The following is a 24,353-nucleotide window of genomic DNA, read 5'->3' as shown; positions in this document are numbered from 1 at the left end:
CGTGGCGAAGCCATTCGCGAGCATGGCTCGCTCCTGCATGGGGCTGCTGACGCTCAGTTTGCTGTTAAGTGGCTGCATGCTCGGCCCGGATTACCAACGCCCGCCACTGGCCACCCCGGTGCAGTTCAAGCAGATTCAGGGCTGGACCCAGGCCGCGCCCGGCGATGCGCTGGCGCGCGGTGCCTGGTGGCAGCTGTATGGCGATGCCGAGCTCAGTGCACTGGTCGCTCGCCTCAACCTGGACAACCAGAGCCTCGCCGCCAGCGAGGCCCAGTACCGCCAGGCCCGCGCGCTGGTGCGTGGTGCGCGCGCGACCTTCTACCCAAGCCTGTCGAGCAGCGCCGGCGTCACCCGGGCCGGGCAGGGCGCCGGCAGCAGCTCGAACGATAGCGCCGCCGGCGTCGCCAACAGCTTCGACCTGAGCCTCAACGCCGCCTGGGAACTGGATATCTGGGGCAAGCTGCGCCGCGCGCTGGAGTCGAGCCGCGCCGGTTTCGCTGCCAGCGCCGCCGATCTGGCCGCGCTCAAGCTCAGCCTGCAGGCCGAGCTGGTGCAAAGCTACCTGCAACTGCGCGTGCTGGATGATCAGCAGCGTCTGCTCGATGCCACCGTGGCCGCCTATGCGCGGTCGCTACGCCTCACGGAAAACCAGTACCGCGCCGGCATAGTGCCCAAATCCGACGTCAGCCAGGCGCTGAGCCAGCTGCGCAGCACCGAAGCCCAGGCCATCGACTTGCAGTGGCAGCGTGCCCAGCTGGAACACGCCATCGCCGTGCTGATCGGCGTGCCACCGAGCGAGCTGAGCATCGCCCCCCGCGAGCAATTGCCGGCCCTGCCCACGATTCCCGTGGCGCTGCCGTCGCAACTGCTGGAACGCCGCCCGGATGTCGCTGCCGCCGAGCGCCGGGTGATTGCCGCCAATGCCGAGATCGGCGTGGCCGAAGCGGCCTGGTACCCGGATCTGACGCTCTCGGCCAGCGGCGGCTACCGTGGCAGCAGCTTTGCCGACTGGGTCAGCCTGCCCAACCGTGTCTGGTCGCTCGGTCCGCAACTGGCGTTGAGTCTGTTTGACGGCGGCGCGCGCCGCGCCGAGCTGGCGCGTAGCGAAGCGGTGTACGACCAGACCGTCGCGCAATACCGCCAGGCCGTGCTGGGCAGCTTCCGCGAAGTCGAAGACTACCTGGTACAGCTGCGGGTGCTGGAGCGCGAGGCCGTGTTCCAGCAACAGGCGCTGGACGCTGCGCGCGAGTCGCTGCGCCTGATCGAAAACCAGTACAAGGCGGGCACCGTCGATTTCAACAGCGTGGTCAACGTGCAAGCGACTGCGTTGAACAGCGAACGCAGCAACCTGACCCTGCTCGGCAGCCGGCTGACCGCCAGCGTGCAGCTGATCGCCGCCTTGGGTGGCGGTTGGCAGGCGGAGCGCTGACCCCGTGAGTGGCGGCTTCAGCATCCGATAACCTGGCTGCGCTCACTGCGCCGTCAGTCGCGTTGCTTGCGATTGACGGTTTGCGCCGCCTTGATCACATCCGCACCTATTTCCTGCTCGAACTGCTGCCACACTGGCTGCATGGCCTGGCGCCAGGCAGCGCGTTGTTGTTCATCGAGGGTGATCAGGCGGCTTTTTCCCGAGGCCGCGATCCGCAGACGGTCGGCCTGGTTGGCGGCTTCGGCCTGGCGATTAACCTCATAGGTCACCTCGTCGATGATGCCTTCCAGTTCGCTGCGGATCCGATGGGGAATGGCATACCAGAAGCGTGAGTTGCTTACCAGCATGTAGTCGAGCACGCCGTGATTGGTTTCAGTGATAAACGGTTGAACGGTGTGCAATTGCTTGCTGTAGATGTTCGACCAGGGATTTTCCGCGCCCTGTACCTTGGTGTTCTTCAACGCGTCGAAAACCTCGGCGAAGGGCAGAACCTGCGCTGTGGCGTGCAACTGCTTGAACTGTGCCTCAAGCACGCTGGAGGGCTGAATACGGAAGCGCAAGCCTGCTGCATCGCCTGGCATCAGCAGCGCCTTATTCGCCGATAGCTGCTTCATGCCATTGTGCCAATAGGCCAGGCCGACGATGTCCTGATCCTCCATGACGCGCAGTAATTGACGACCCTTGGCGCGCTTCTGGAAGCGGTTGACCGCGTTCAGGTCGTCGAACAGAAAGGGCAGGTCGAACACCTGCAGTTGCTTGGTGTACTTCTCGAATTTGGCCAGTGAGGGCGCCAGCAACTGCACGTCGTTGTTGCGCAGAGCCTGCAGCTCGTTGGCGTCGCCATACAGCGAGGAATTGGCGTAGACCTCGACCTTTACCTTGCCACCCAGGCGCTCTTCGACCAGTCGTTTGAACAGCAGGGCGCCCTGGCCCTTGGGCGTATTGTCGGCGACCACATGGGCGAACTTGATCAGGATTGGTGGGCTTTGTGTTTGTGCGGCATAAGCGCCGGCAGAAGTTAGCACCAGGGCGCAGGCGGCCATGGCGAAGATCGACTTGAACATCTGGCAGTCCTTTCTTGTTATTGATCGGTCTGCACCCTGCAGGCAAGAGGCTGTGGGGGCATCCGTGGCTAGAGCGGCGGAGTCAGATCCGCCAGGCGCTCACAATCTTTTGCAATGCCTGCGCCAAGAGTGCGGGTGCCGTGCACCCCTGGCATCGCCGGCGCAAGCATGTGAACCAGTTCGCATGGGTTGGCGGTTTTCCGCCTTTTCGGCATGCAGGTGAGCAGTTATTCGCCGGTTTCGCCGTGGGCATGCATGGCCTCAGCGCCTCCCGCTGCCCATTGATTGAACGTCCTGCGCCGATCGCGGCTATACCAGTAGTTACAGCCTGTGCAGCGCGAGCTGCCTTTATCGCAGGAGTCAGCATGTCAAAAGTAGCCATAGTCACCGGCGCCTCAAGGGGTATTGGCGCTGCCATCGCCAAACGTCTGGCCGCCGATGGCATCAGTGTGGTGGTCAATTACACCGCTCAGCCCGCGGATGCCGAGCGTGTGGTCGACGAAATCGTCAAAGCGGGCGGTCAGGCCTATGCCGTACTGGCCGACATCAGCGATTCGGTGGCGGTCGAAGCCTTGTTCGACCAGGCGCAGATGAAGTTCGGGGGTATCGATATCCTGATCAACAACGCCGGCGTGATTCAGCCCGGCATGGTCAGTTTGGCCGACAGCGACGATGCGCTGTACCAGCGAATCTTCGCGATTAACACCAAGGGTACCTTCAATACCCTGCGGTTGGCGGCCAGGCACCTGCGCGATGGCGGACGCATTGTCAATTTCTCCACCAGCGTGGTTGGCTTGGCGCTGCCGGGGTACTCGGTATACGCCGCGTCCAAGGCTGCGGTGGAAAGCTTCACCGCAATCTTCGCCAAGGAGCTGCGCGGGCGGGGAATCTGCGTCAACGCCATAGCCCCCGGACCCACGGCGACCGAGTTGTTTCTCAAGGGCAAATCCGCCGAGCAGGTCGAGCGCCTGGCCAAGCAACCGCCGCTGGAGCGCCTGGGCACTCCCGAGGACATCGCCGCTGTCGTGGCCTTTCTGGTCAGCGAGCAGGGCGGCTGGGTCAACGGCCAGACGCTGCGGGTCAATGGCGGCATCGTCTAGCCGAGCAGCGGCTATGCCCTGGCTTTGCCGATCGCGCGCCACGCCACAAACAGCATGAATGCGAACAGCAGGGTGACGCTCAGCAGCGTCCAGTTGGTGAAGGACACGCCGAGGATCGCGTAGTCGTTTTGCCCGCAAACGCCGGCGCTCATGAATACCGCGGGAAGGTACTCATGCAGGGGCAGGTAGAAGGCATAGAAGGGGAAGGGAGAACAGCTGAAACTTTCCATGATGCCGGTTTCGATCAGCACCAGATGGCTATTGTCGTACACCGCCATAAAGCCCGCGGCCAGCAACAAGGGCCAAAATATCAGGGTCAACCAGCGTTGCCCGACAGCCTCGGCGGCAATGATCAGCAGGCTGAGCGTGCCCCCCAGCAGCAGCCACAAACGAATCTGCACGCACAGGGTGCAGGGTTCCCAGCCGAACAGGTGCTGCAAGAGCAACGCACCGCCAAGCATGGCGAAACAGGCAACGGTAATGATCGAGAGCAGAGGAATTATGGATTTCTGGCGGGTCATGTGAAATTCCGTGGGAAGCTGGAAGTGGCCTGAAGCGGTTGCCACGTGGTGGTTCTATCGCGAGCGATAACGTTGCTCGAACGTGGGCGCTATGGTGCCGGCTGAAACCATAGCGTGCAATCGAGCAGGTGGAGCAAATGATGCTGGACAGCCTGGCTGATTTTAAAGGCTAGGTCCCGGTTATCTGTTGCAGGCAGCAAAGCCCTGTAGCTAACGGATTGCGGTGCTCCGGCACCCGGCAGATCCTGTTGATCTGCACAGCGCTAGCAAGCACTGGGCGTCCCCCTGGCTCCTGCGCAGCACGCGGCGCGACCGCGCGGTGTCGATTACGCCGAGCGAACTCTTGCTCGTGATCTCTCCTGCACAGCTGTCAGCTCAGGTTGGCTAACAGCAAACTTGTCGAGAACCCAAAAAAACCCCACGGCAAGGAGCAACTGCCGTGGGGCGCAAAGGGAGGTTGGCTTGGCCAACCTGGGGTGAGCGATTCGAGCTCAGACGCTAGGCTGCCAGCCGCCGCCAAGGGCCTTGTAGATGGCGACTATGCCGCGGTATAGCTCGACTTCGGCCAGCGCCTGGGCATCTTCGGCGGCCAGGCGTTCGCGTTCGGCGTCGAGCAGCACGAGAAAGTCCACTTCGCCTTCGCGATAACGCACCCCGGCTTGTGCGGCGGCAGCGCGGCTGGCCTGCGATTGACGCACCAGGGCGAGCAGGCGTTGCTGCTGTTTGGCGTAATCGCCGAAGGCGTTTTCCGATTCCTCCAGGGCCAGCAATACCCGCTGCTCGTAGTTGGCCAGGGCGCCGTCGGCGGCGGCTTCGGCGCCGCGCAAACGGGCGCGCACGCTACCCAGGTCGAAGGCCGCCCAGGTGATGGTTGGCGCCACGCCCCAAGCGCGTGCCGCCGATGAACCCAGCAGCGAACCGCGCCCAGCGGTAAAACCGAGGAAACCACTCAGACTGACCCGAGGGAACAGATCGGCGGTGGCCACGCCGATGCTTGCCGTCGCCGCCGCCAGCTGGCGTTCGGCGGCGCGCACATCGGGGCGGCGGCGCAGCAGTTCGGCCGGGTCGCCGATCGGTAGCGCCTTGGCTATCGCCGGCAATGGCTGCGCGGACAGGTCCACACTCAATTGCTCCGGACGCTGACCGAGCAGGGTGGCGATGCGATTGCGCGCGCGCAGCTGTTCGGCTTGCAGCTGTGGCAGGCTGGCTTCGGTGGCGGCCAGGCGCGCGTCGCTGCGCAATACATCCAGCTGGCTGCCGACCCCGGCATCACGCAGTTGCTCGGTGATGCCGCGCGACTCCTGCTGGTTGGCCAGATTTTCCCGGGCGATGCGTTCACGCAGTTGCGCCCCGCGCAGGTTGCCGTAGGCATCCACCAGTTCGGCGATCAGGCTGACCTGTAACTGGTAGTAGTCGGCTTCGGCCACTTCGATCTGCGCCCCGCTGGCTTCCAGTTGGCGCTGGATACGGCCGAACAGGTCCAGCTCCCAGGCCATGTCCAGGCCCAGGTCATAACGCTCGGTTTTGACCCGCTGGCTGCTGATGCCGGGCTGCTGGGCCTTGCCGAACTCGCCACTGGCGCGGCTGCTGATGGTCGGTAACTGGTCGTTGGCCACGTCGTCGCGGATCGCCCGCGCGGCGCGCAGGCGGGCAAAGGCCCCGCGCAGCTGACGGTTTTCCACGAGCGACTGCTGCACCAATTGGTCCAGCGTCGGATCATCGAACTGCTGCCACCAGACTGCTTCGAACCGCGTGCGGTCATAGTGGCCGGTTGCGGCGCTGGTCAGTTCGGCCGGCGCAGTTTGCGGGCTTTTATAGTCGGGACCGACGGCGCAAGCGCTCAGCGCCAGGGCGAGCAGGCTGATTGTCAGGGTATTTCTCATGCCTGCACCTCCAGCAAACGCGCGGCTTTGTTCGCCTCGCGCTGCTCCACGAAGGCGCGGATCAGCACATAGAACAGTGGGGTCAGCAGCAGGCCGAAGAAGGTCACCCCGAGCATACCGCTGAACACCGCCACGCCCATGGCGTGACGCATCTCGGCACCGGCTCCGGAGGACAGCACCAGCGGCACCACGCCCATGATGAAGGCGAAGCTGGTCATCAGGATCGGCCGCAGACGCAGGCGACAGGCTTGCAGCACAGCGCTGACGCGGTCGAGCCCTTCTTCCTGTTTCTCCTTGGCGAACTCGACGATCAGAATGGCGTTCTTGCAGGCCAGGCCCACCAATACGATCAAGCCGATCTGGGTGAAGATGTTGTTGTCGCCACCGGTGAGGATCACCCCGGTGATCGCCGACAGCAGGGTCATCGGTACGATCAGGATCACCGCCAGCGGCAGGCTCCAGCTCTCGTATTGCGCGGCCAGCACCAGGAAGGCCAGCAGCACGCAGAGCGGAAAGACGAACAGCGCGCTGTTGCCGGCAAGGATCTGCTGGTAGGTCAGCTCCGTCCACTCGTAGCTCATGCCGTTGGGCAGTTCTGCCTTGAGCAGCTTCTCCATGGCGGCTTCAGCCTGGCCGGAACTGTAACCGGGAGCTGCGGCGCCGTTGATCTCGGCGGTGAGGTAGCCGTTGTAGTGCATCACCCGATCCGGGCCGGCGCTCGGGCTGACCTTGAGGAAGGCCGCCAGCGGGACCATTTGTCCACGGTTGTTGCGCACCTTGAGCTGGCCGATCTGCTCCGGCTCCAGGCGGAACTGCTGCTCGGCCTGGACGTTGACCTGGTAGGTGCGGCCAAAGCGGTTGAAGTCATTGGCGTACAGCGAACCCAGGTAGACCTGCAGGGTGTCGAAGATGTCACTGATGGCTACGCCGTGGGTCTTGGCCTTGTCGCGGTCGATGTCGGCGTCGATCTGCGGCACGTTGACCGTGTAGCTGGTGAACAGTCCGGCCAGTTCAGGCACGTTGCGGCTCTTGCCGATGACGTTCTGCACTTGCTGGTACAGCTCGTCGTAGCCCAGGTTGGCACGGTCCTCCACCTGTACCCGGAAGCCGCCGATGGTACCCAGGCCCTGCACCGGTGGTGGCGGGAAGATGGCGATATAGGCGTCTTGAATGTCGCTGAACTGGGCGTTCAGTTCGGCGGCGATAGCACCGGCGCTCATCGACGGGTCAGTGCGCTGGTCAAAGGGCTTGAGCGGGGTGAAGACGATGCCGCTGTTCGGGCTGTTGGTGAAACCATTGATCGACAGCCCTGGGAAGGCCACGGTGTTTTCCACGCCGGGGTGCTTGCTGGCGATTTCCGACATGCGCTTGATCACCGTCTCGGTGCGGTCGAGGGTGGCGGCATCCGGCAGCTGGGCGAAGGCCACCAGGTACTGTTTGTCCTGTGGCGGTACGAACCCGGTCGGGGTGTTGGCAAAGCCCAGGTAGGTCAGGCCCATCAACCCGGCGTAGACCAGCAGAGCCACCGAGCTGCCGCGCAGCACACGCTTGACCGTGCCGACATAGCCATGGCTGGCGCGGTCGAACAGGCGGTTGAAGGGTGCGAACAACCAGCCACCGAAGAGCTTTTCCAGCAAGCGGGAGAAAGCGTCCTTGGGTGCATCGTGGCTGCGCAGCAGCACGGCGGCCAGGGCAGGCGACAGGGTCAGCGAGTTGAAGGCGCTGATTACGGTGGAAATGGCGATGGTCAGCGCGAACTGCTGGTAGAACTGCCCGCTAAGACCGGAGATGAAGGCGGTCGGCACGAACACCGCACACAACACCAGGGCGGTCGCGACGATCGGCCCGGTGACTTCCTTCATCGCCTGCTTGGTGGCTTCGATCGGCGTTTTACCCAGGCCGATATTGCGTTCGACGTTCTCCACCACGACGATGGCGTCGTCCACCACGATGCCGATCGCCAGCACCAGGCCGAACAGCGACAGGGCGTTGAGCGAGAAGCCGAGCAGGTGCATGACGGCGAAGGTGCCGATCAGCGACACGGGCACGGCGACCAGCGGGATGATCGAGGCGCGCCAGGTCTGCAGGAACAGGATGACCACCAGCACCACCAGCACGATGGCTTCGAGCAGGGTATGCACCACGGCTTCGATGGAACCGCGGACGAAGATGGTCGGGTCATAGACGATTTCGTAGTCCACGCCCTGGGGGAAGCTCTGCTTCAACTCGGCCATGCGTACGCGCACCGCATCGGAGATGGCGATGGCGTTAGAGCCGGGACGCTGGAACACCGGGATGGCCACGGCCGGTTTGTTGTTCAGCAACGAGCGCAGGGCGTATTGGCTGGAGCCCAACTCGATGCGGGCGATGTCGCGCAGGCGGGTGATCTCGCCGTCATCCCCGGCGCGGATGATGATGTCCTCGAACTCTTCCTCGCTGACCAGCCGACCCTGGGTGTTGATCGACAACTGGAAGCTGTTACCCGCGTCGCTTGGCGGCGCGCCGAGGGAGCCGGCGGCGACCTGACGGTTCTGTTCGCGAATGGCGTTGACCACGTCAGTGGCGGTGAGATTGCGCGAAGCCACCTTGTTGGGGTCGAGCCACACGCGCAGCGAGTAGTCGCCCAGACCGAACAGCTGCACATCACCAACACCGTCCAGCCGCGCCAGCTCGTCCTTGACGTTGAGCGCGGCGTAGTTGGACAGGTAGAGCATGTCGTAGCGGTCATCCGGCGAGGTCAGGTGCACGACCATGGTCAGGTCGGGCGAAGCCTTGTCGACGGTCACACCGAGGCGCTGCACTTCGCTGGGCAGGGTCGGCATGGTCCGCGTCACGCGGTTCTGCACCTGGACCTGGGCCTTGTCCAGATCGGTGCCCAGGGCGAAGGTCAGGGTCAGTGACATCTTGCCGTCGGCAGTGCCCTGGGATGACATGTAGAGCATGCCTTCGACGCCGGTGATCGCCTGTTCCAGCGGCGAGGCCACGGTTTCGCCGATCACCTTGGGGTTGGCGCCGGGGAAGGCGGCGCGTACCACTACGGTGGGCGGTACCACTTCCGGGTATTCGCTGATCGGCAGTTGGAACAGCGAGATGGCCCCGCCGATCAGGATCAGCAGCGATAGCACCGCGGCGAAGATCGGTCGCTGAATAAAGAATTGAGAGAAATTCATCGTCGTAACCCTGTTAGCTGCGCGGCGCTGAAGGAGAGGACAGGTTCTTCACCGCCACACTCGGGGTAGTGCGGCGTTCGACGACCTGACGCTGGCGCGCAAGGCTGGCCAGGGTTTGTGCATCGGCCATGGGCACGTTCTGCGGGTCGACAATCGAGCCCGGCATGGCGCGCTGCAAGCCGTTGACCACGATCTGCTCGCCCTTGGCCAGACCGCTGCGGACAATACGCAAACCGTCCAGCTTCGGCCCCAGTTCGATGGCGCGGTAGTTCACGCTGTGGTCGGCGCCGAGCACCAGGACGAACTTCTTGCCGAGGTCGGTGCCGACGGCTTCGTCCTTGATCAGGGTGGCGGCATAGATGCTGCTGCCAACCAGTTTCAGCCGGGCATAGAGGCCCGGCGTGAAGGCCCCAGCGCTGTTGTCGAATACCGCCCGGCCGCGGATGGTGCCGGTCTTGGGGTTGACCTGGTTGTCGATGAAGTCCAACTGCCCCAAGTGTGGATGACCCTCTTCATTGGACAGCCCGAGATAGACCGGACTGGCATCGCGGGTCTGGCTGCCGGCTTTTCGGGCCAGTTCGACGTACTTGAGGAACACCCGCTCATCGGCATCGAAATAGGCATACACCCTGTCGGTGCTGACCAGCGAGGTGAGCTGGGTTTGCCCGGCGGTCACCAGGTTGCCGGCGGTGACTTCGGCGCGGCTGACCCGGCCGTCGATGGGGGCGGTGACGCGGGTGAAGCTCAGGTTGAGGCGGGCGTTGTCCAGTTCCGCCTGAATGCCGGCGACAATGGCCTTGGCTTCCTGGGCGGCGCTGGCGCGGGCGTCGGCCAGTTCGGCGGAAATCGCATTGCTCTTGCGCAACCGCTCGCCACGACGCGCTTCGCTCTGGGTGCGCGCCTGGCTGGCACGCGCTTGTTGCAGCTGGGCTTGGAGGCGCTTGACCTCGGCCTCGAACGGCCGCGGATCGATCTGGAACAGCAGCTCGCCTTGCTTCACCAGGCTGCCTTCGTCGAAGGCCACCCGGTCGATGAGCCCGGACACCCGCGGGCGGATATCCACCGATTCCGGGGCTTCCAGGCGGCCGGTGAATTCATCCCACTCGTTGATCGGCTGTTCGATCACTTCGGCGACGCTGACCTGGGCGGCCGGCATCTGCGTGGTGGCTTCCGGGCTTTTGCCGCAGGCGCTGAGCGCCAATAGGGTGGCAAGGGCTAAAGGCAACTGCCAGCTAGGGTTGTAGGGCTGTTCCATGGATGATTCCGCCAGAGGGTGTTATGGATGGGCGGAGTGTGCGGGGTGGGGTGGTGGCGGACGAATCGAATGCCGCGAAGATGGATATCAGCGGGAATGATGATTGCACGGCTTGTATCAACATGAGGCCATATTGGTGCGGCCAGACCTGCGCCCGCTAGCCGCGAAGCATGCTTCGCTCACCGCGGCGCTGCGCGGCTGAAACCCCTCCTAGGGATTCGCCACCAAGTCGCAGCCGTTTAGCTCAGGCTGTCCGGGTCGCCGCAGAACATCTGGATCCGCGAGCGCAGCCAGCGCTCGGCGGGGTCATTGTCCTGGGCACCGCGCCAGGCCATGGACATTTCGAAGCTTTGGGTCTCGAGGGGCAAGTCCTCGGCGCGCAGGCCGCCGGCGGCGGTCAAGGCGGCGGCGGTATAGTCCGGCACCACCGAGAGCAGGTCGGTGCCGGCCAGCAGCGTGCCCAGGCCGTTGAACTGCGGTACCGCCAGCACCACTTTGCGGCTGCGGCCCATCTTCAGCAGCTGCTCGTCGATAAAGCCGTTGAGGTCGCCGGCAAAGGACACCAGGGCATGCGGTCTGGCGCAATAGTCGTCGAGGCTCAGCGCGCCCGGCACCGAATCGGCGCGCAGCAGCTTGGGCTTGCTGCGACGCAGGGTCTTGCGCTTGGCGTTGGCCGGCAGCTCCTCGGTGTAGCTGACGCCCACCGAAATCTCGCCGGATGCCAGCAGGTTGGGCATCAACAGGTAGTTGGCCCGGCGCACCACCAGCACCACCCCCGGCGCCTCGGCGCGCAGGCGCCGGAGCAGGGCGGGCAGCAGGGCGAACTCGACGTCATCCGAGAGGCCGACGCGAAACACCGCGGTACTGGTTGCCGGATCGAAGTCGGCGGCGCGACTGACCGCCGTGGAGATCGAATCCAGCGCCGGAGAGAGCAGGGCGAAGATTTCCACGGCGCGGGCGCTTGGCTCCATGCTGCGACCGGTGCGCACGAACAGCGGGTCGTCGAACAGACTGCGCAGGCGGGCGAGGGCGGCGCTGATCGCCGGCTGGCCGAGAAACAGTTTCTCCGCCGCGCGGGTCACGCTGCGCTCGTGCATCAGCGTCTCGAACACGATCAGCAGGTTGAGATCGAGGCGGCGTAGGTCGTTACGGTTCATCCGGTTACCATTCGAAGTGAAGCGGCCTTGATGCGCTCAGGCGGGGCATGCTGCACATTCCAGTAATGTGTTGCCAGTAATACGTTGCCAATGTGCGCCTGTGCCGGGCAATAGTACGAGCTGTAATGCCGTTAAGGAAAGCCGGCAATCACTGCCAGACATGACAACTATCACTGCCAGCGGGTGGTGTTGCCGGACATCAGCGGATAGAGTCCACAGTCATTGAAGTGTCAATTCGTGATCAGAGGTTAAGGTAACGATGTCCCACATGATCCGTTTCCACAAATTCGGCGACGCTGATGTGCTTCAGCATGAAGAGTTGCCAACCCCGACACCTGGCCCAGGCGAGGTGCTGGTGCGCGTCCAGGCCGTAGGGCTGAATTGGAACGACGTGCTGTGGCGGCAGAATCTGGCCGCCGAACAAGCCCAGTTACCCGCCGGCATGGGCAGCGAGCTGGCCGGCACCATCGAGGCCCTGGGCGCGGGTGTCGACGACCTTGAAATCGGTACGCCGGTTGCCAGCTTCCCGGCCAGCACCGCCAATCGTTACCCGACCTGGGGTGATCTGGTGCTGATGCCACGCTACGCCCTGACCCGTTACCCGGAGGAGTTGTCGCCGCTGCAAGCCAGCGTGCATTACAGCGCACTGCTGTTCGCCTATTTCGCCCTGGTCGACCTGGCCAAGTTACAACCAGGCCAGCATGTGCTGATCACCGAGGCCAGCCATTGCCTGGCTCCGCAGACCGTGCAACTGGCCAAGGCGCTGGGCGCCACGGTTATCGCCTCGACCAGCCAAGCGAGTAACCGCGAGTTTCTGCGCGAGTTGGGCGCCGACAAGGTGGTGGTCACCGACGAGCAGGACCTGGTCCTGGAAATCGAGCGCTACACCGAGGGCAAGGGGGTCGAGGTGATCCTCGATCAGTGCGCCGGCCAGCAGATGAAGCTGCTCGGTGATGTCGCGGCGGCGCGCGGCAAGTTGATCATGTGTGGCGTCAATGGGGGCAACGACACGGCCTTTCCGGCGTGCGCCGCGTTCAAGAAGCACTTGCAGTTCTTCCGCCACTGCGTGCTCGACTTCACCGGCCTTCCCGAAATGGGCATCGAGCCCAATCAGGAAGCCGTGCAGCGCGCCTTGCAACACATCAATCAGTTGACCGCGGAGCACGCGCTCACGCCGGTCATCGACAAGGTGTTTGCCTTCGACGACTTCATCGCGGCTCATCGCTACATGGAAACCTGCCCCAATCGTGGTCGAGTAGCGCTGCTACTGCCCTGATCGCGCCAGCCTGTCGCCGGACTGCGTTGCCATGACACGCAGGTCCGGGGACCGGGTAGCGCGGTTTACAGATATTCGTCTTTCTCTCTACCTTGCTTCTCCAGCAGGCGCTCGCTTGCTGTTCTCCTGCGCCTGCTCAAGTAGGTGCTTGCGCGCCAAAGTCAGCCTTCGCTTCCTCTCATCTTTCGATAGTCGGTAATGTAGTCATTTGGACTCTGTAGGGTTATATCAACCATTTTTACCAATGGTTATATTGACCTAATGATTATTAGAACGTTGATTTATATAGCTTTAATTGTTGGCACGATTTCTGGATTAGTAATGGTGAAGCGAATCATTCAGCCGGAGTCAGTCATGAAAGTGTTCAACGTGTTTTTCCTCAGTGCAGCGCTACTCGGCGCTGCCGTAGTACAAGCCGACGAAGTGATCAAGGAAACCGCCGACAACAGCGTCGGTGCGGTTTATGGCGGGCTCAGCGGTGTGCTGATCGGCGGCGCCGCCGGCGGCCCGCTGGGCGCATTGGTCGGCGCGGGCATCGGCTTGTTTGCCGGGGAGGGTGCTCAGCAGGTCAGCGGGTTGAGCCAGCGCGCCTATGTGGTCAAGACCGCACAAGGCGAGGAAACCACCGTGCGCTCGCCCAATGCGCAGTTCCACCCGGGCGATCAGGTCAGTCGCCAGGCTGGCCGCTTGCAAGCAATCCATTGATGCACAAGGCGACCGGTATCTGTCGGGCAACTTCAGTGGTTGCTTGACGCTGGTCAGTGGCCTGTCGCTGCATAGGAGCGATCATTATGTTTGAAGTCATGGCTGGCAATCTGGAACAAGGGGCCGAGTATTTTGCGGTGCACCTGGCTCGCCGCGGGCGACAGGCTGCCGTTGCTGGCGCATGCTCGCGCTTGAGCAATCACGGGCTACTGTTGGGCCTGCTGGTGCTCGTTTGGGTGGCCTGCGTGCTGGTTGAGTAAATTGGGCCGGCTTCGCTCGGCCCGCTAAAGGAGTTGCATCATGCAAGTGCTTGACCGCCGCAAGGCATTGGCGATCGCCCCGGTGTGGCGTCTGGGGTTTCGGCCGTTCTTTCTGGGTGGCTGCCTGTTCGCCCTGTTGGCCGTGCCGCTGTGGCTGGCAGCCTATAGTGGCTGGCTGGGCGAGTGGCAGCCGGCCGGCGGCTGGTTGGCCTGGCACCGGCATGAGCTGCTGTTCGGTTTCGCCCTGGCGATCATTGCCGGCTTTCTCTTGTCCGCGGTGCAGACCTGGACCGGCCAGCCCGGACTGCAGGGGCGCCCGCTGACCCTGTTGGCGCTGCTCTGGCTGGCGGCGCGACTGGCCTGGCTCAGCGACCTGCCGGTGCCGGTACTGGCCGTGCTGGAACTGGCATTCCCGCTGGCGGTGGCCGCGGTCATGGGCCGCGCGCTATGGCAGGCCCGGCAGAAACGCAACTACCCGATTGTCGCGGTCCTGCTGCTGCTGACGGCTGCGGATGCCGTCGCCATGCTCGGCCTGGCCGCTGCCAGCGATATCCTGCAGCGCCAGGGCGTGCTGGCCGGAGTCTGGCTGGTCGCGGCGATGCTGGGGTTGATCGGCGGGCGGGTGATTCCGTTCTTTACCCAGCGCGGCCTGGGTCGGGTGGAGGGCGTCAAGCCCTGGCCCTGGCTCGATCTGCTGTTGCTGCTGGGCTCGGCCCTGGTCGCCATCCTGTATGCCGTCGGTATCGCCCTGCAGGCCAGCGCCTGGGTTGGCCTGCTGTTCGCACTACTGGCGATCGGTCATCTGCTGCGCCTGGCGCGCTGGCATGACCCGGGCATGTGGCGGGTGCCGCTGCTCTGGTCGCTGCACCTGGCCTATGCCTGGTTGGGCCTGGCCTGCCTGGGCATGGCGCTCTGGCACCTTGGCCTGCTGAGCAACCCGAGCCAGCCGCTGCATGCCCTGACCGTCGGCTCCATCGGCGGGTTGATCCTGGCCATGGTCGCCCGTGTCAGCCTGGGCCATACCGGCCGGCCGCTGACGCCGCCGAGCGGGATGACCCTGGCGTTTATCCTGGTGCAGTTGGCCTGCCTGTTTCGCGTTGGCCTGATCGAAGTCTCGCCGTTCTGGGGGCTGTGGCTGGCCGCCGGATGCTGGAGCCTGGCCTTTGCCCTGTTCGCCTGGCGCTATGGGCCCATGCTCTGCAGTGCCCGCGTGGATGGTCATCCGGGATGAATGCGCCGCTGCGTGATGCCTCGTTTATTGCTGTCCTGCCTGCCGAGTAGCCGATGATTTATCCGATCCTGCTGACCCTCCATCTGTTTGCCGCGCTGATGTTCATCGGCACGGTGTTCTTCGAGGTACTGATTCTGGAAAGCGTGCGCAAGCAGGTGCCGGCCGAGGCCATGCGCCTGATCGAGCAGGGCGTCGGACGGCGCGCCCGGCAATTGATGCCCTGGGTGTTGCTGGCGCTGTTCGGCGCCGGCCTGGGCATGCTCTGGCTGCGTTATCTGCCCGCGTTGGCCGCACCGCTGGAGGCGTCCTTCAATACCCTGCTGACCCTGAAGATCATGCTCGCGGCCAGTGTGCTCGGGCATTTTTTCAGCGCCATGTGGCTGTTCAGGAGCAAGCGCATGAATGCGCGTTATCTGCGCATCATCCACGTCAGCCTGTTCGCCCACATGGTCGCCATCGTGCTGTTGGCCAAGGGCATGTTCTATCTGAGCTGGTGATCTGGCAGGGGGGCGGACACCCAGGCATCGCCGGCATGCCGGCGATTGAACCGCTGAATATGACTAAGCCTGGTCGGCGACGAACAACACGTTGTTTTCCAGGTGGATGTGCTGCATCAGGTCATCGTGCAGTTCGTTGAGCCCGCGGTACAGCGCACGCCAGGTATTGCAGGCATCTTCCGGCGGGGTGAGGCCGTGGGTCAGGGCTTCCATCTGCTCCAGGGCCAGGCCGTGGTGATCGTGTTCGAAGCGCATCACCGAGATCGGCGCGCTGGCCTGTCTGGCGTAACCGCTCAGGAGCATGGGGAAGAGGATCTGCTCCTCCTTGAGCATGTGGCTCTCCAGTTCCTGCTGCATGTCGCGCAGCAAGTCGGCCAGGCCGTTCGGGCAATCGGCGCGGTCGCCGTGGACCTGTTCCACCCGGCAGGCCAGGCGGATCAGTTCCGGCAGTTGCTCGCGATGGCGGGCGTGATAGCGCTTGAGGATATGCTCGATCAAGCGTGTGCTGGGCTCAGTGCGCCAGTCCAGTTGCGTGCCGCCTCTGGCCTGCAGGCTGTCCAGTTCGGCGGCGACCATCTCGGGCTCGATGCCGCGCAGGGCCGCCGCCTCGCGCAGGCTCTTGTGGCCGCCGCAGCAGAAATCGAGATGGAAGGCATGAAATACCCGGGTGGCACCGGGTATCTCGCAGGCCAGGCTGCCAAGGGGCTGGTCGAGAAGGGTCGGACTCATGGCGATTTCCTTGTGCATCGATCGATGGGGATGCCTAGGTCAATAGCAGCCGCCGTGCCAGGATCGAGCCCTTGAAAACAAAGGTGTTTCTATTTCACATGGTCGATCGAACCCCGATCTGTTAGGGTCCGATCGACCAATTAGGGTAATAAATACCATGATGGAAAGCAGTCTGCTCGCCGATCTCATCACCGAACTGCCCAATGCCGTGCGCTTGCAGCGTCTGGTGCATACCCTGCGCGAGCACTTCAATTGTGGCGCCGTGGGCTTGTTGCGTCTGGATGGCGACAGCCTGCGGCCATTGGCGGCCGTGGGCCTGGTCCATGAAGCGCTCGGCCGGCGTTTCGTGATCGCCCAGCACCCGCGCCTGGCGGCGATCATGGCCGACCGCGAGCCGACCTGGTTCGAGCCGGACAGTCGCCTGCCGGACCCGTATGACGGCTTGCTCGACGCACATGTCGGCGAGCCCTTGCCGGTGCATGACTGCATGGGCGTCAGCCTGTATGTCGAGGGCCAGCTGTGGGGCGCCCTGACCCTCGACGCCCTGCATGCCGGCACCTTCGACAGCAATGCCCGGCGCGATCTGCAGCGCTATGCCCTGATGATCGAAGCGGCGGTGCGGGTGACGCGCCTGGAGCAGGAAAACCGCAGCCTGCGCCTGGCCCGCAGCGATGTGCAGACGGCCGCCCTGGTCACCGAGGAAAGCGAGATCCTCGGCCACAGCCAGGCCATCCACCAACTGTTGAGCGAGCTGGAGGTGGTGGCCGACTCGGAGTTGCCGGTGCTGCTGCTGGGCGAGACCGGGGTGGGCAAGGAGTTGTTCGCCCGCCACCTGCATCGCCTGTCGCGGCGGCGCAACAAGCCGCTGATTCAGGTCAACTGCGCGGCGCTGCCCGAGTCGCTGGCCGAAAGCGAGCTGTTCGGTCACGTCAAGGGCGCCTTTTCCGGTGCCACCAGCGATCGCCCCGGGCGCTTCGATGCGGCCAATGGCGGCACCCTGCTGCTCGACGAGGTCGGCGAACTGCCCCTCAGCGTGCAGGCCAAGCTGTTGCGCACCCTGCAGAATGGCGAGATCCAGCGCCTGGGTGCGGACAAGCCGCTGCATGTCGATGTACGCATCATCGCCGCGACCAATCGCCACCTGCCGGACAGCATCCGCGACGGGCTTTTCCGCGCCGACCTCTATCACCGCCTGTCGGTGTATCCGGTGCCGATTCCGCCGTTGCGCGAGCGCGGCAACGATGTGCTGATGCTGGCCGGGCACTTCCTCGAACTCAATCGCGCGCGCCTAGGCTTGCGCAGCATGCGCCTGTCGCCCGCGGCGGAACGCGCCATGCTGGCCTATGGCTGGCCGGGCAATGTGCGCGAGCTGGAGCATGTGATCAGCCGGGCGGCCCTCAAGTTGCTCAGCCGCGGCGCCAGCCGCACGCAGATTCTGACCCTGGAACCCGACCTGCTCGACCTCGACAATGCCGTGCGCCGGCCCGGTGCCAGCGAGCTGCTGCAAGCGCAAGACACGCCCATGCCTGCCGCCTGCTCGATGCGCGAAGCGGTCGAAACCTGTCAACGCCAGAGCATCCAGCAAGCCCTGGAGTTGTGCGCCGATAACTGGGCCAGTGCGGCGCGCCTGCTCGACCTCGACCCGAGCAACCTGCACAAGCTGGCGCGGCGTCTGCGCTTGAAGTGATTGGCCCAGGAGTCTGCGCACTCAAGCCAGGTGAGGGTATTGCATAGGCTATGTCCCAATTAGCTGCTGCAACAGTTATCGGCTTTCAACAACCACGGTTCGGTGGCGCAGGTTGTGCTGTTGTGCTGAGTAGGGCGGACTCAGGAGCGCAGCGAACAGTCCGCCTGCGGTACGCAGGCGGCGTACTGCTTCGCGAGCACGCCCTACGCGGGCAAACCCTGGCGCCTGCAACTGCCCGCGCAATGCGTCCGGGCCACGGGTTGGACTGAGTCAACGATGACCCAGCGAAGCGGATCGTCACCGGCGCGCGGCTTTTGCCAAGGTTGACTCAGGTCAATGAGGCATGCCGGCAATACCCCGACACTGTGTTTGCGGCCATACGGGGGAAAGCCAGATGCGTGAATCCAACAGCTGGTACAGCAAGCTGCTCGGCCGCTACGCCCATGGCGATGCCAGCCATAGCTGCTATCCCGATACCAGCGCCTTTCATCGCGGTATTGGCTCGCTGGATCTGTTGCGCGCCTTGCGTGGCAGTCGACTGGCCCAGCGAGCGCTATCGCTTGCAGTGCAGCTGCCGATCAACCAGCCGCGCGCCGGTGGCTCGCCAAGCGACTTCGCCGCCTACCTGGAGCGCCTGGAGCAGGAGATCGACACCATCGGCTGCCACCTCGGTGCGCAGCAGCGCGTCGAACAATTTCACCTGGCGGGCGGGAGTACGCCCAGCGCCGCTCAGTTGCTCCGCTTGATGAGTCAGCTGCGCCGACGCTTCAATTTTCTCGATTACGACACGGGCGACTACAGCATCGAGCTCCAGTTGGCCCATGCGGACTGGCCGACCATGGGCCGCTTGCGCGAGCTGGGTTTCAATCACGTCAGTATCGGGGTGCCGGATATTGCCGCGGCCAGCGGCGCAGCATTGATCTGGCAGGATCCGCGGCACATCCGCTCGCTGATCGATGCCGCCCGCGCGCTCAACTATCGCTCGGTGAATATCGATATTGGCTATGGACGTGCCTGGCAAACCCGGGCCAGTTTCGCGCGCAAGGTGGCGGCCATCATCGAGCTGCAGCCGAATCGGGTAACGGTCTTCGACTATGCCGATCCACCGCAGCGCTATCGGCCGCTCGGCCGCTTTGCCGCCAGTGGCCTGTCTGATCGCGAGGACAAGCTGGCCATGCAGCGGCAATGCGTCGAGCAGCTCAGCCTGGCGGGTTATCGCTATATCGGCATGGGCTTGTTCGCCCTGGCGGATGACGACCTGGTCATCGCTCAGGAAAACGCCAGCTTGCAGCGCAATTGCCAGGGCTTCAGTCGGCACGCGGACTGCGACCATATCGGTCTGGGCGTCGCTGCCATCAGTCAGATCGACGGCCTCTATGTGCAGAACCATCGTGAGCTGCAGGGCTATCAGGCCCAGCTCGACAGGGGCCAGCTGGCCAGCTGGGGCGGCTTTCGCTGCGGCCCTGACGACCGTCTGCGGGGCGAGGTGATCGAGCGCCTGAGCTGTGACTTCGCTCTGGATATTCGGCGCATCGAGGCGCGTTTCGGCCTGCAGTTTCGCCACTATTTCGCCGATGCCTGGCCGGCCCTGGAGCAGATGCAGCGCGATCGCCTGATCAGCCTCGACGAGGCGTCCATTGCCATTCTTCCGGCCGGCCGTTTGCTGGTGAACTCGGTGTGCCGGTTGTTCGATCGCTACAGCGGTGCGCCGCGTGTGCAAGCCGTTTCCCGGGCGGTTTAGTCGCGCGCAAGACACCTGCGACCCTCGGTCGCAGCCGCTGTAAAAGCCGCTGCAAGCCCCAGGCAACAGGGGCTCGAGGCCGGCGCAGACGCTTCTGCTGCCAGGGGCATACCTCCAACGAGGAATGGGCTGTACCAAAGTACCGGTGCAGTCTGCGGCCAGACATCCTATGGAGGCTTCCAGCATGGCTCATCTGTCCAGCGCCGAATTCCAGGCATTACGCATCGCCGTCCTGACCGTCAGCGACACCCGCACTCTGGCCACCGATACCTCGGGGCAGACCCTGATCGAGGGGCTGGAGGCGGCCGGCCACGCGCTGGTCGAGCGGGCCCTGGTGATCGACGATATCTGGCAGATCCGCGCACGGGTCTGTGCCTGGATCGCCGACCCCCTGGTGCAGGTGATACTGATCACCGGTGGCACCGGTTTCACCGTGCGCGACAATACCCCGCAAGCCGTGGCGCCCCTGCTGGACAAGCTGGTCGATGGTTTCGGCGAACTGTTCCGCCAGGTCTCGCTGGATGAGATCGGCACCTCCAGCCTGCAGTCGCGTGCCCTGGCCGGAATCAGCAACGGCGCGCTGGTCTGCTGCCTGCCCGGTTCGCCCAACGCCTGTCGCACGGCCTGGACGAAGATCCTCCGTGAGCAACTGGACAGCCGCACCGGGCCGTGCAATTTCGTCGCCCACCTCAAGCGCCTGGCCGATCAGCCGCAGGTCGCGCGCTGCGGAGCCCGCTCATGAGTGCCTGTGGCTGCGACGGCAACAACCTGCGCCCGGTTGACCAGGCCATCGCCGAACTGCTGGCGCGTGCCCCGGCGCCGCCACCCGTGGAGCGGGTCGCCCTGAGCCAGGCCCTCGGTCGGGTGCTGGCCGAGGCGTTGCACGCTCCCTTCGCAGTGCCGGCCTGGGACAACAGTGCAATGGATGGTTACGCCCTGCGCGCCGCCGATCTGCCGGCCGCAGGTGGTTGCCTGCCGCTGGCCGGGCGAATCGCGGCCGGCGATGCGGCGGCGCAAGCCTTGCCGGCCGGTCATGCGGTGCGCATCTTCACCGGCGCGCCCTTGCCGGCGGGCGCCGACAGCGTGGTGATGCAGGAGCACTGCCGGCTCGAGGAGGGGCGGGTGCGGCTGCCGCCGGTGCAGGGCGGCGAGCATGTGCGCCGGCGTGGCGAGGAGTTGGCCGCGGGCACCCCGGTGCTGAGCGTCGGCCAGCGCCTGCGCCCCCAGGAGCTGGGCCTGCTGGCCAGCTTCGGCATCGACCGGGTGGCGGTCTATCGGCGCTTGCGGGTCGGCCTGCTGAGCAGCGGCAACGAGTTGCGCGAGCCGGGTGAGGCGCTGCAGCCCGGGCAGATCTATAACGCCAATCGCTACAGCCTGGCCGGCGTGCTGAGCAGCCTGGGCGTGGAAGTCCACGATTACGAGATCATGGCCGACGAACTGGCGGCTAGCCGCGATGCCCTGAGCCTGGCCGCGTCGGAGTGGGACATGCTGATCACCTCCGGCGGGGTGTCGGTCGGCGAGGAGGATCACCTCAAGCAGGCGATCCGTGAACTGGGCGAGTTGCACCTGTGGCGCCTGGCAATCCAGCCGGGCAAGCCGCTGGCCTTCGGCGCAGTGGGTGGTAAGCCCTGGCTGGGCTTGCCGGGCAACCCGGCCGCCGCCCTGATCACCGCCCTGGTGGTGGCGCGGCCCTTTCTGCTGCGCGCCCAGGGTTGCCAGGATGTAGTGCCGCAGGCCCTGCGCCTGCCTGCCGGATTCGCCTGGCCCAAGGCCAATGCTCGCCGCCAGTACCTGCGGGCACGGCTGGAAGCGCGAGACGGCCAGTTGCGCGTGTGCCTGCATCCGCAGCAGGGCTCGGCCATGCTCACCTCGGCCTGCTGGGCCGACGGCCTGGCGCTGGTCGAGGTTGGGCAGACCCTGGAGGAGGGCGATCTGCTCGACTACCTGCCGTTCAGTGCGCTGCTGCATTAAGTGGCGTAGCAGCGGGGGCGCCTAGTTCCATGCCCGCGAAACCCATCGCGGCCATGGGCCGCTCCTACAAGTCAGGTGTTTTGCGAATCGACCCAGTAACCGTGAGCCTGGCGAGTCGAGGCGAGTTGACCGCGGTCAAGGCCTCGCCCAGAGCCACCCCCTACAGTGCCCGACAGTATTCCGCCCGGAAGGAGTTTTCATGCAACTGGTTTGTCCCGCAGGCAGCCTGCCTGCCCTCAAGGCCGCGGTGCGGCAGGGCGCCGACGCCGTCTATGTCGGTTTTCGCAATGACACCAACGCCCGCCATTTTTCCGGTCTGAACCTCGACGACAAGCAGCTCGAAAGCGGCCTGCAGCTGATCCGTGCGCAGGGCCGGCAGCTGTATATCGCGGTCAATACCTATGCCCAACCCGACGGCTGGGCACGCTGGCAGCGCGCGGTCGACCAGGCCGCGGCGCTGGGAGTGGACGCGCTGATCGCCGCCGATCCGGGGGTGCTGGCCTATGCCAGTCGCCGCCATCCCGGTCTCAACCTGCACCTGTCGGTGCAGGGCTCGGCGACCAATGCCGCCGCCCTGGCGCTCTATCAGCAGCGCTACGGCATCCGCCGCGCGGTGCTGCCACGGGTGCTGTCGCTGGCCCAGGTGCGCCAGGTGGCGGAAAAGAGTCCGGTGCCGATCGAGGTCTTCGCCTTTGGCAGCCTGTGCATCATGGCCGAGGGCCGCTGCCATCTGTCGTCCTATCTGACGGGCGAATCACCCAACCTGTGCGGCGTCTGTTCGCCGGCCAAGGCGGTGCGCTGGCAGGAAGACGCCGATGGCCTTACGTCGCGCCTCAATGGCGTGCTGATCGACCGCTATGGCAAGGATGAACCGGCCGGTTACCCGACCCTGTGCAAGGGCCGCTTCCTGGTCGGCGGCCAGCGCTTCCATGCCCTGGAAGAGCCGACCAGCCTGAACACCCTCGACCTGATCCCGCAGCTCGCCGCCATCGGCGTGACGGCGGTGAAAATCGAGGGCCGCCAGCGCAGCCCGGCCTATGTCGAACAGGTCACCCGAGTCTGGCGCGCGGCCCTGGATGCCTACGCCAGCGCGCCGCAGAATTTCACGGTGCAGCCGCAGTGGCGCAGCGCACTGGACAGCTTGTCCGAGGGCAGCCAGACCACCCTGGGCGCCTACCATCGTTCCTGGCAATGAGGAGATCATCATGAAGCTCAGTCTGGGCCCTGTCCTGTTCTACTGGAGCCGCGCAAAGCTGCTGGATTTCTATGCCGAAATGGCCGAGCAGCCACTCGATGCCATCTACCTCGGCGAGACGGTGTGCGCCAAGCGCCGTGCCCTCGGCCTGGATGACTGGCTCGGCCTGGCCCGCGAGTTGGCCGAATGCACCCGCGCCGAGCTGGTGTTGTCGGGCCTGGCGCTGGTCGAGGCGGCTTCCGAGCTGTCCAGCCTCAAGCGCCTGTGCGACAACGGCGAGCTGCTGGTGGAGGCCAACGACATGGGCGCGGTGCAGTTCCTGCGCGAGCGCAAGCTGCCCTTCGTCGCCGGCCCCGCCCTCAACCTCTACAACGGCCATGCCCTGGCCGAGCTGATCGACTGCGGCCTGCAGCGCTGGGTGCCGCCGGTCGAATGCTCCGGTGCGCTGATCCGCAGCACCCTGGAGCAACTCGACGGCCTCGGCCTGGCGCGCCCAGAGGTGGAGCTGTTCGCCTACGGGCATCTGCCCTTGGCCTACTCGGCGCGCTGCTTCACTGCCCGCGCGGAAAACCGGCCCAAGGACGACTGCCAGATCTGCTGCGAGAGTTTCCCGGAAGGCATCGTCCTGCACAGCCAGGAGGGCGAGGCGTTGTTCACCCTCAACGGCATCCAGACCATGTCGGCCAAGGTCAACAACCTGCTCGCCGACTATGCGCAACTGGCCGCCACTGGTGCCGATCTGCTGCGCCTGAGCCCGCGCGCCGAGGGCATGGCCGGGGTCATCGCGGCCTTCGATACGGTGCGCTGCGGCGCGCTGCCGCCCGTGGCGGTGGAAGGCTGCAACGGTTATTGGCACGGCCGCGCCGGTATGCTGCGCGCCGACGAGGTGGTTCTATGAAGACCTTTGCCCGCCTGGCCATGCGAATCGCTCCGCCCCTCTTGCCGCTGGGCCGCCATGTGCCATTCCGGCTGCAGCGCCTGGTGCTGGAAAAGGTCATTGCCCGGCTGTTCGCCGAACCCCTGGCGGAGGGCGAGTTCGACTTGTTGCAGGGCCGCTGGCTGCGCTTGGAAATCAGCGATCTGCAGCTGGCCTGGTGCCTGACCCGCGATCAGCATGGTCTGCGCATCGCCGCCGAGGCGCCGGTGGATGTCTGCATCCGCGGCAACTGGCGCGAGTTCCTCCTGCTGGCCAGTCGTCAGGAGGACCCGGACACCCTGTTTTTCCGCCGCCGCCTGATGATCGAGGGCGATACCGACCTGGGCCTGGGGATCAAGAACCTGCTCGACAGCCTCGACCCGGAAGGCTTGCCGCCGCGGCTGTGGCAGTTGATCTGCGCGCTGGGCGCGGCGGTTGAAGTGCCCGCGCAGAAGGCCAAGGCCGAGGTTTTTACCTAGGTGCAATTACACCTGAAGTCTAATTGCTCGGATGTGGCGAGTTTTCAAGAATGATCAATCAAATTGCATGATGCAAAAGGACTCGAC

The 24,353-nt window shown here is 64.8% G+C and carries 20 protein-coding genes; 13 read left to right on the top strand and 7 right to left on the bottom strand.

The features are described 5' to 3' along the window. The first annotated feature begins 22 nt into the window (after positions 1 to 22). Positions 23 to 1,429 (top strand): efflux transporter outer membrane subunit, encoded by a 1,407-nt coding sequence (locus PH586_RS08670; RefSeq protein WP_271347533.1) that lies wholly within the window; start codon positions 23 to 25, stop codon positions 1,427 to 1,429. A gap of 53 nt (positions 1,430 to 1,482) precedes the next feature. On the opposite strand, the gene PH586_RS08665 is transcribed toward PH586_RS08670, so the two are convergent. Continuing rightward, on the bottom strand, positions 1,483 to 2,493 hold the full coding sequence (locus PH586_RS08665) for a TRAP transporter substrate-binding protein (protein WP_271347358.1): 1,011 nt from the start codon (positions 2,491 to 2,493) through the stop codon (positions 1,483 to 1,485). Between the two features lie 365 nt (positions 2,494 to 2,858). Here PH586_RS08665 and PH586_RS08660 point away from each other — a divergent pair, with 365 nt between their 5' ends. Continuing rightward, positions 2,859 to 3,593 (top strand): SDR family oxidoreductase, encoded by a 735-nt coding sequence (locus PH586_RS08660; protein WP_271347357.1) that lies wholly within the window; start codon positions 2,859 to 2,861, stop codon positions 3,591 to 3,593. An 11-nt stretch (positions 3,594 to 3,604) separates the two neighbouring features. Here the strand turns inward: PH586_RS08660 and PH586_RS08655 are convergent, their stop codons facing one another. The 5 genes from PH586_RS08655 to PH586_RS08635 all read right to left on the bottom strand — a co-directional run bounded on the left by PH586_RS08655 (position 3,605) and on the right by PH586_RS08635 (position 11,579). Then, a complete protein-coding gene (locus PH586_RS08655; RefSeq protein WP_271347356.1) occupies positions 3,605 to 4,114 on the bottom strand; it encodes a disulfide bond formation protein B in 510 nt (169 codons plus the stop codon). A gap of 491 nt (positions 4,115 to 4,605) precedes the next feature. After that, positions 4,606 to 5,997, bottom strand: a complete 1,392-nt coding sequence (locus PH586_RS08650; RefSeq protein WP_271347355.1) for an efflux transporter outer membrane subunit — start codon at positions 5,995 to 5,997, stop codon at positions 4,606 to 4,608. Next, positions 5,994 to 9,167 carry an efflux RND transporter permease subunit gene (locus tag PH586_RS08645; protein WP_271347354.1) on the bottom strand — a complete coding sequence of 1,058 codons (3,174 nt, stop codon included), beginning with the start codon at positions 9,165 to 9,167 and terminating at the stop codon, positions 5,994 to 5,996. Before PH586_RS08645 ends, PH586_RS08650 begins: the two co-directional genes overlap by 4 nt. A 13-nt stretch (positions 9,168 to 9,180) precedes the next feature. Further along, positions 9,181 to 10,422 carry a multidrug efflux RND transporter periplasmic adaptor subunit MexE gene (gene mexE, locus PH586_RS08640; protein ID WP_271347353.1) on the bottom strand — a complete coding sequence of 414 codons (1,242 nt, stop codon included), beginning with the start codon at positions 10,420 to 10,422 and terminating at the stop codon, positions 9,181 to 9,183. Between the two features lie 239 nt (positions 10,423 to 10,661). Then, entirely contained in the window at positions 10,662 to 11,579 is a 918-nt protein-coding gene (locus PH586_RS08635; RefSeq protein WP_271347352.1) for a LysR family transcriptional regulator, read from the bottom strand. 259 nt (positions 11,580 to 11,838) lie between these two features. Between PH586_RS08635 and PH586_RS08630 the strand changes: the two genes are divergently transcribed. From PH586_RS08630 to PH586_RS08615, 4 genes are all read left to right on the top strand, one after another. Next, on the top strand, positions 11,839 to 12,855 hold the full coding sequence (locus PH586_RS08630; protein WP_271347351.1) for a zinc-dependent alcohol dehydrogenase family protein: 1,017 nt from the start codon (positions 11,839 to 11,841) through the stop codon (positions 12,853 to 12,855). Positions 12,856 to 13,209: 354 nt separating this feature from the next. Next, on the top strand, positions 13,210 to 13,560 hold the full coding sequence (locus PH586_RS08625) for a hypothetical protein (RefSeq protein WP_271347350.1): 351 nt from the start codon (positions 13,210 to 13,212) through the stop codon (positions 13,558 to 13,560). Between the two features lie 300 nt (positions 13,561 to 13,860). Continuing rightward, on the top strand, positions 13,861 to 15,051 hold the full coding sequence (locus PH586_RS08620) for an NnrS family protein (RefSeq protein ID WP_271347349.1): 1,191 nt from the start codon (positions 13,861 to 13,863) through the stop codon (positions 15,049 to 15,051). 53 nt (positions 15,052 to 15,104) lie between these two features. Continuing rightward, complete coding sequence (locus tag PH586_RS08615) at positions 15,105 to 15,548, top strand: CopD family copper resistance protein (RefSeq protein WP_271347348.1); 444 nt, start codon at positions 15,105 to 15,107, stop codon at positions 15,546 to 15,548. Between the two features lie 63 nt (positions 15,549 to 15,611). On the opposite strand, the gene ytfE is transcribed toward PH586_RS08615, so the two are convergent. Further along, entirely contained in the window at positions 15,612 to 16,277 is a 666-nt protein-coding gene (gene ytfE / locus PH586_RS08610) for an iron-sulfur cluster repair protein YtfE (RefSeq protein ID WP_271347347.1), read from the bottom strand. A gap of 157 nt (positions 16,278 to 16,434) precedes the next feature. Between ytfE and norR the strand changes: the two genes are divergently transcribed. From norR to ubiT, 7 genes are all read left to right on the top strand, one after another. Then, positions 16,435 to 17,964 (top strand): nitric oxide reductase transcriptional regulator NorR, encoded by a 1,530-nt coding sequence (gene norR / locus PH586_RS08605; RefSeq protein WP_271347346.1) that lies wholly within the window; start codon positions 16,435 to 16,437, stop codon positions 17,962 to 17,964. Between the two features lie 394 nt (positions 17,965 to 18,358). Next, on the top strand, positions 18,359 to 19,705 hold the full coding sequence (locus PH586_RS08600) for an oxygen-independent coproporphyrinogen III oxidase (protein ID WP_271347345.1): 1,347 nt from the start codon (positions 18,359 to 18,361) through the stop codon (positions 19,703 to 19,705). 184 nt (positions 19,706 to 19,889) lie between these two features. Further along, positions 19,890 to 20,447, top strand: a complete 558-nt coding sequence (gene moaB, locus PH586_RS08595; RefSeq protein ID WP_271347344.1) for a molybdenum cofactor biosynthesis protein B — start codon at positions 19,890 to 19,892, stop codon at positions 20,445 to 20,447. Then, positions 20,444 to 21,676, top strand: a complete 1,233-nt coding sequence (locus tag PH586_RS08590) for a molybdopterin molybdotransferase MoeA (RefSeq protein ID WP_271347343.1) — start codon at positions 20,444 to 20,446, stop codon at positions 21,674 to 21,676. Before moaB ends, PH586_RS08590 begins: the two co-directional genes overlap by 4 nt. A gap of 199 nt (positions 21,677 to 21,875) precedes the next feature. Continuing rightward, a complete protein-coding gene (gene ubiU / locus PH586_RS08585) occupies positions 21,876 to 22,871 on the top strand; it encodes a ubiquinone anaerobic biosynthesis protein UbiU (RefSeq protein WP_271347342.1) in 996 nt (331 codons plus the stop codon). Positions 22,872 to 22,881: 10 nt separating this feature from the next. Further along, on the top strand, positions 22,882 to 23,769 hold the full coding sequence (locus PH586_RS08580) for a U32 family peptidase (protein ID WP_271347341.1): 888 nt from the start codon (positions 22,882 to 22,884) through the stop codon (positions 23,767 to 23,769). Then, positions 23,766 to 24,266, top strand: coding sequence for a ubiquinone anaerobic biosynthesis accessory factor UbiT (ubiT, locus tag PH586_RS08575; protein WP_271347340.1), 501 nt, complete (start codon positions 23,766 to 23,768; stop codon positions 24,264 to 24,266). The genes PH586_RS08580 and ubiT overlap by 4 nt, the downstream gene beginning before the upstream one ends. Positions 24,267 to 24,353: the final 87 nt, after the last annotated feature.

It is taken from the genome of Pseudomonas aestuarii (assembly GCF_027988105.1).
GTDB lineage: Bacteria > Pseudomonadota > Gammaproteobacteria > Pseudomonadales > Pseudomonadaceae > Aquipseudomonas > Aquipseudomonas aestuarii.
Note: the sequence above shows the minus strand (reverse complement) of the source record. Positions and strands in the feature narration are given on the sequence as shown.

Bases quoted from the DNA above. Each gene is read 5' to 3' on its own strand.
- PH586_RS08615 (WP_271347348.1), top strand. From the start codon at position 15,105: ATGATTTATCCGATCCTGCTGACCCTCCATCTGTTTGCCGCGCTGATG.
- PH586_RS08655 (WP_271347356.1), bottom strand. From the start codon at position 4,114: ATGACCCGCCAGAAATCCATAATTCCTCTGCTCTCGATCATTACCGTT.
- moaB (WP_271347344.1), top strand. From the start codon at position 19,890: ATGGCTCATCTGTCCAGCGCCGAATTCCAGGCATTACGCATCGCCGTC.
- PH586_RS08580 (WP_271347341.1), top strand. From the start codon at position 22,882: ATGAAGCTCAGTCTGGGCCCTGTCCTGTTCTACTGGAGCCGCGCAAAG.
- PH586_RS08660 (WP_271347357.1), top strand. From the start codon at position 2,859: ATGTCAAAAGTAGCCATAGTCACCGGCGCCTCAAGGGGTATTGGCGCT.
- PH586_RS08590 (WP_271347343.1), top strand. From the start codon at position 20,444: ATGAGTGCCTGTGGCTGCGACGGCAACAACCTGCGCCCGGTTGACCAG.
- norR (WP_271347346.1), top strand. From the start codon at position 16,435: ATGATGGAAAGCAGTCTGCTCGCCGATCTCATCACCGAACTGCCCAAT.
- mexE (WP_271347353.1), bottom strand. From the start codon at position 10,422: ATGGAACAGCCCTACAACCCTAGCTGGCAGTTGCCTTTAGCCCTTGCC.
- ubiU (WP_271347342.1), top strand. From the start codon at position 21,876: ATGCAACTGGTTTGTCCCGCAGGCAGCCTGCCTGCCCTCAAGGCCGCG.
- PH586_RS08630 (WP_271347351.1), top strand. From the start codon at position 11,839: ATGTCCCACATGATCCGTTTCCACAAATTCGGCGACGCTGATGTGCTT.
- ubiT (WP_271347340.1), top strand. From the start codon at position 23,766: ATGAAGACCTTTGCCCGCCTGGCCATGCGAATCGCTCCGCCCCTCTTG.
- PH586_RS08665 (WP_271347358.1), bottom strand. From the start codon at position 2,493: ATGTTCAAGTCGATCTTCGCCATGGCCGCCTGCGCCCTGGTGCTAACT.
- PH586_RS08645 (WP_271347354.1), bottom strand. From the start codon at position 9,167: ATGAATTTCTCTCAATTCTTTATTCAGCGACCGATCTTCGCCGCGGTG.
- PH586_RS08635 (WP_271347352.1), bottom strand. From the start codon at position 11,579: ATGAACCGTAACGACCTACGCCGCCTCGATCTCAACCTGCTGATCGTG.
- ytfE (WP_271347347.1), bottom strand. From the start codon at position 16,277: ATGAGTCCGACCCTTCTCGACCAGCCCCTTGGCAGCCTGGCCTGCGAG.
- PH586_RS08625 (WP_271347350.1), top strand. From the start codon at position 13,210: ATGAAAGTGTTCAACGTGTTTTTCCTCAGTGCAGCGCTACTCGGCGCT.
- PH586_RS08670 (WP_271347533.1), top strand. From the start codon at position 23: ATGGCTCGCTCCTGCATGGGGCTGCTGACGCTCAGTTTGCTGTTAAGT.
- PH586_RS08650 (WP_271347355.1), bottom strand. From the start codon at position 5,997: ATGAGAAATACCCTGACAATCAGCCTGCTCGCCCTGGCGCTGAGCGCT.
- PH586_RS08600 (WP_271347345.1), top strand. From the start codon at position 18,359: ATGCGTGAATCCAACAGCTGGTACAGCAAGCTGCTCGGCCGCTACGCC.
- PH586_RS08620 (WP_271347349.1), top strand. From the start codon at position 13,861: ATGCAAGTGCTTGACCGCCGCAAGGCATTGGCGATCGCCCCGGTGTGG.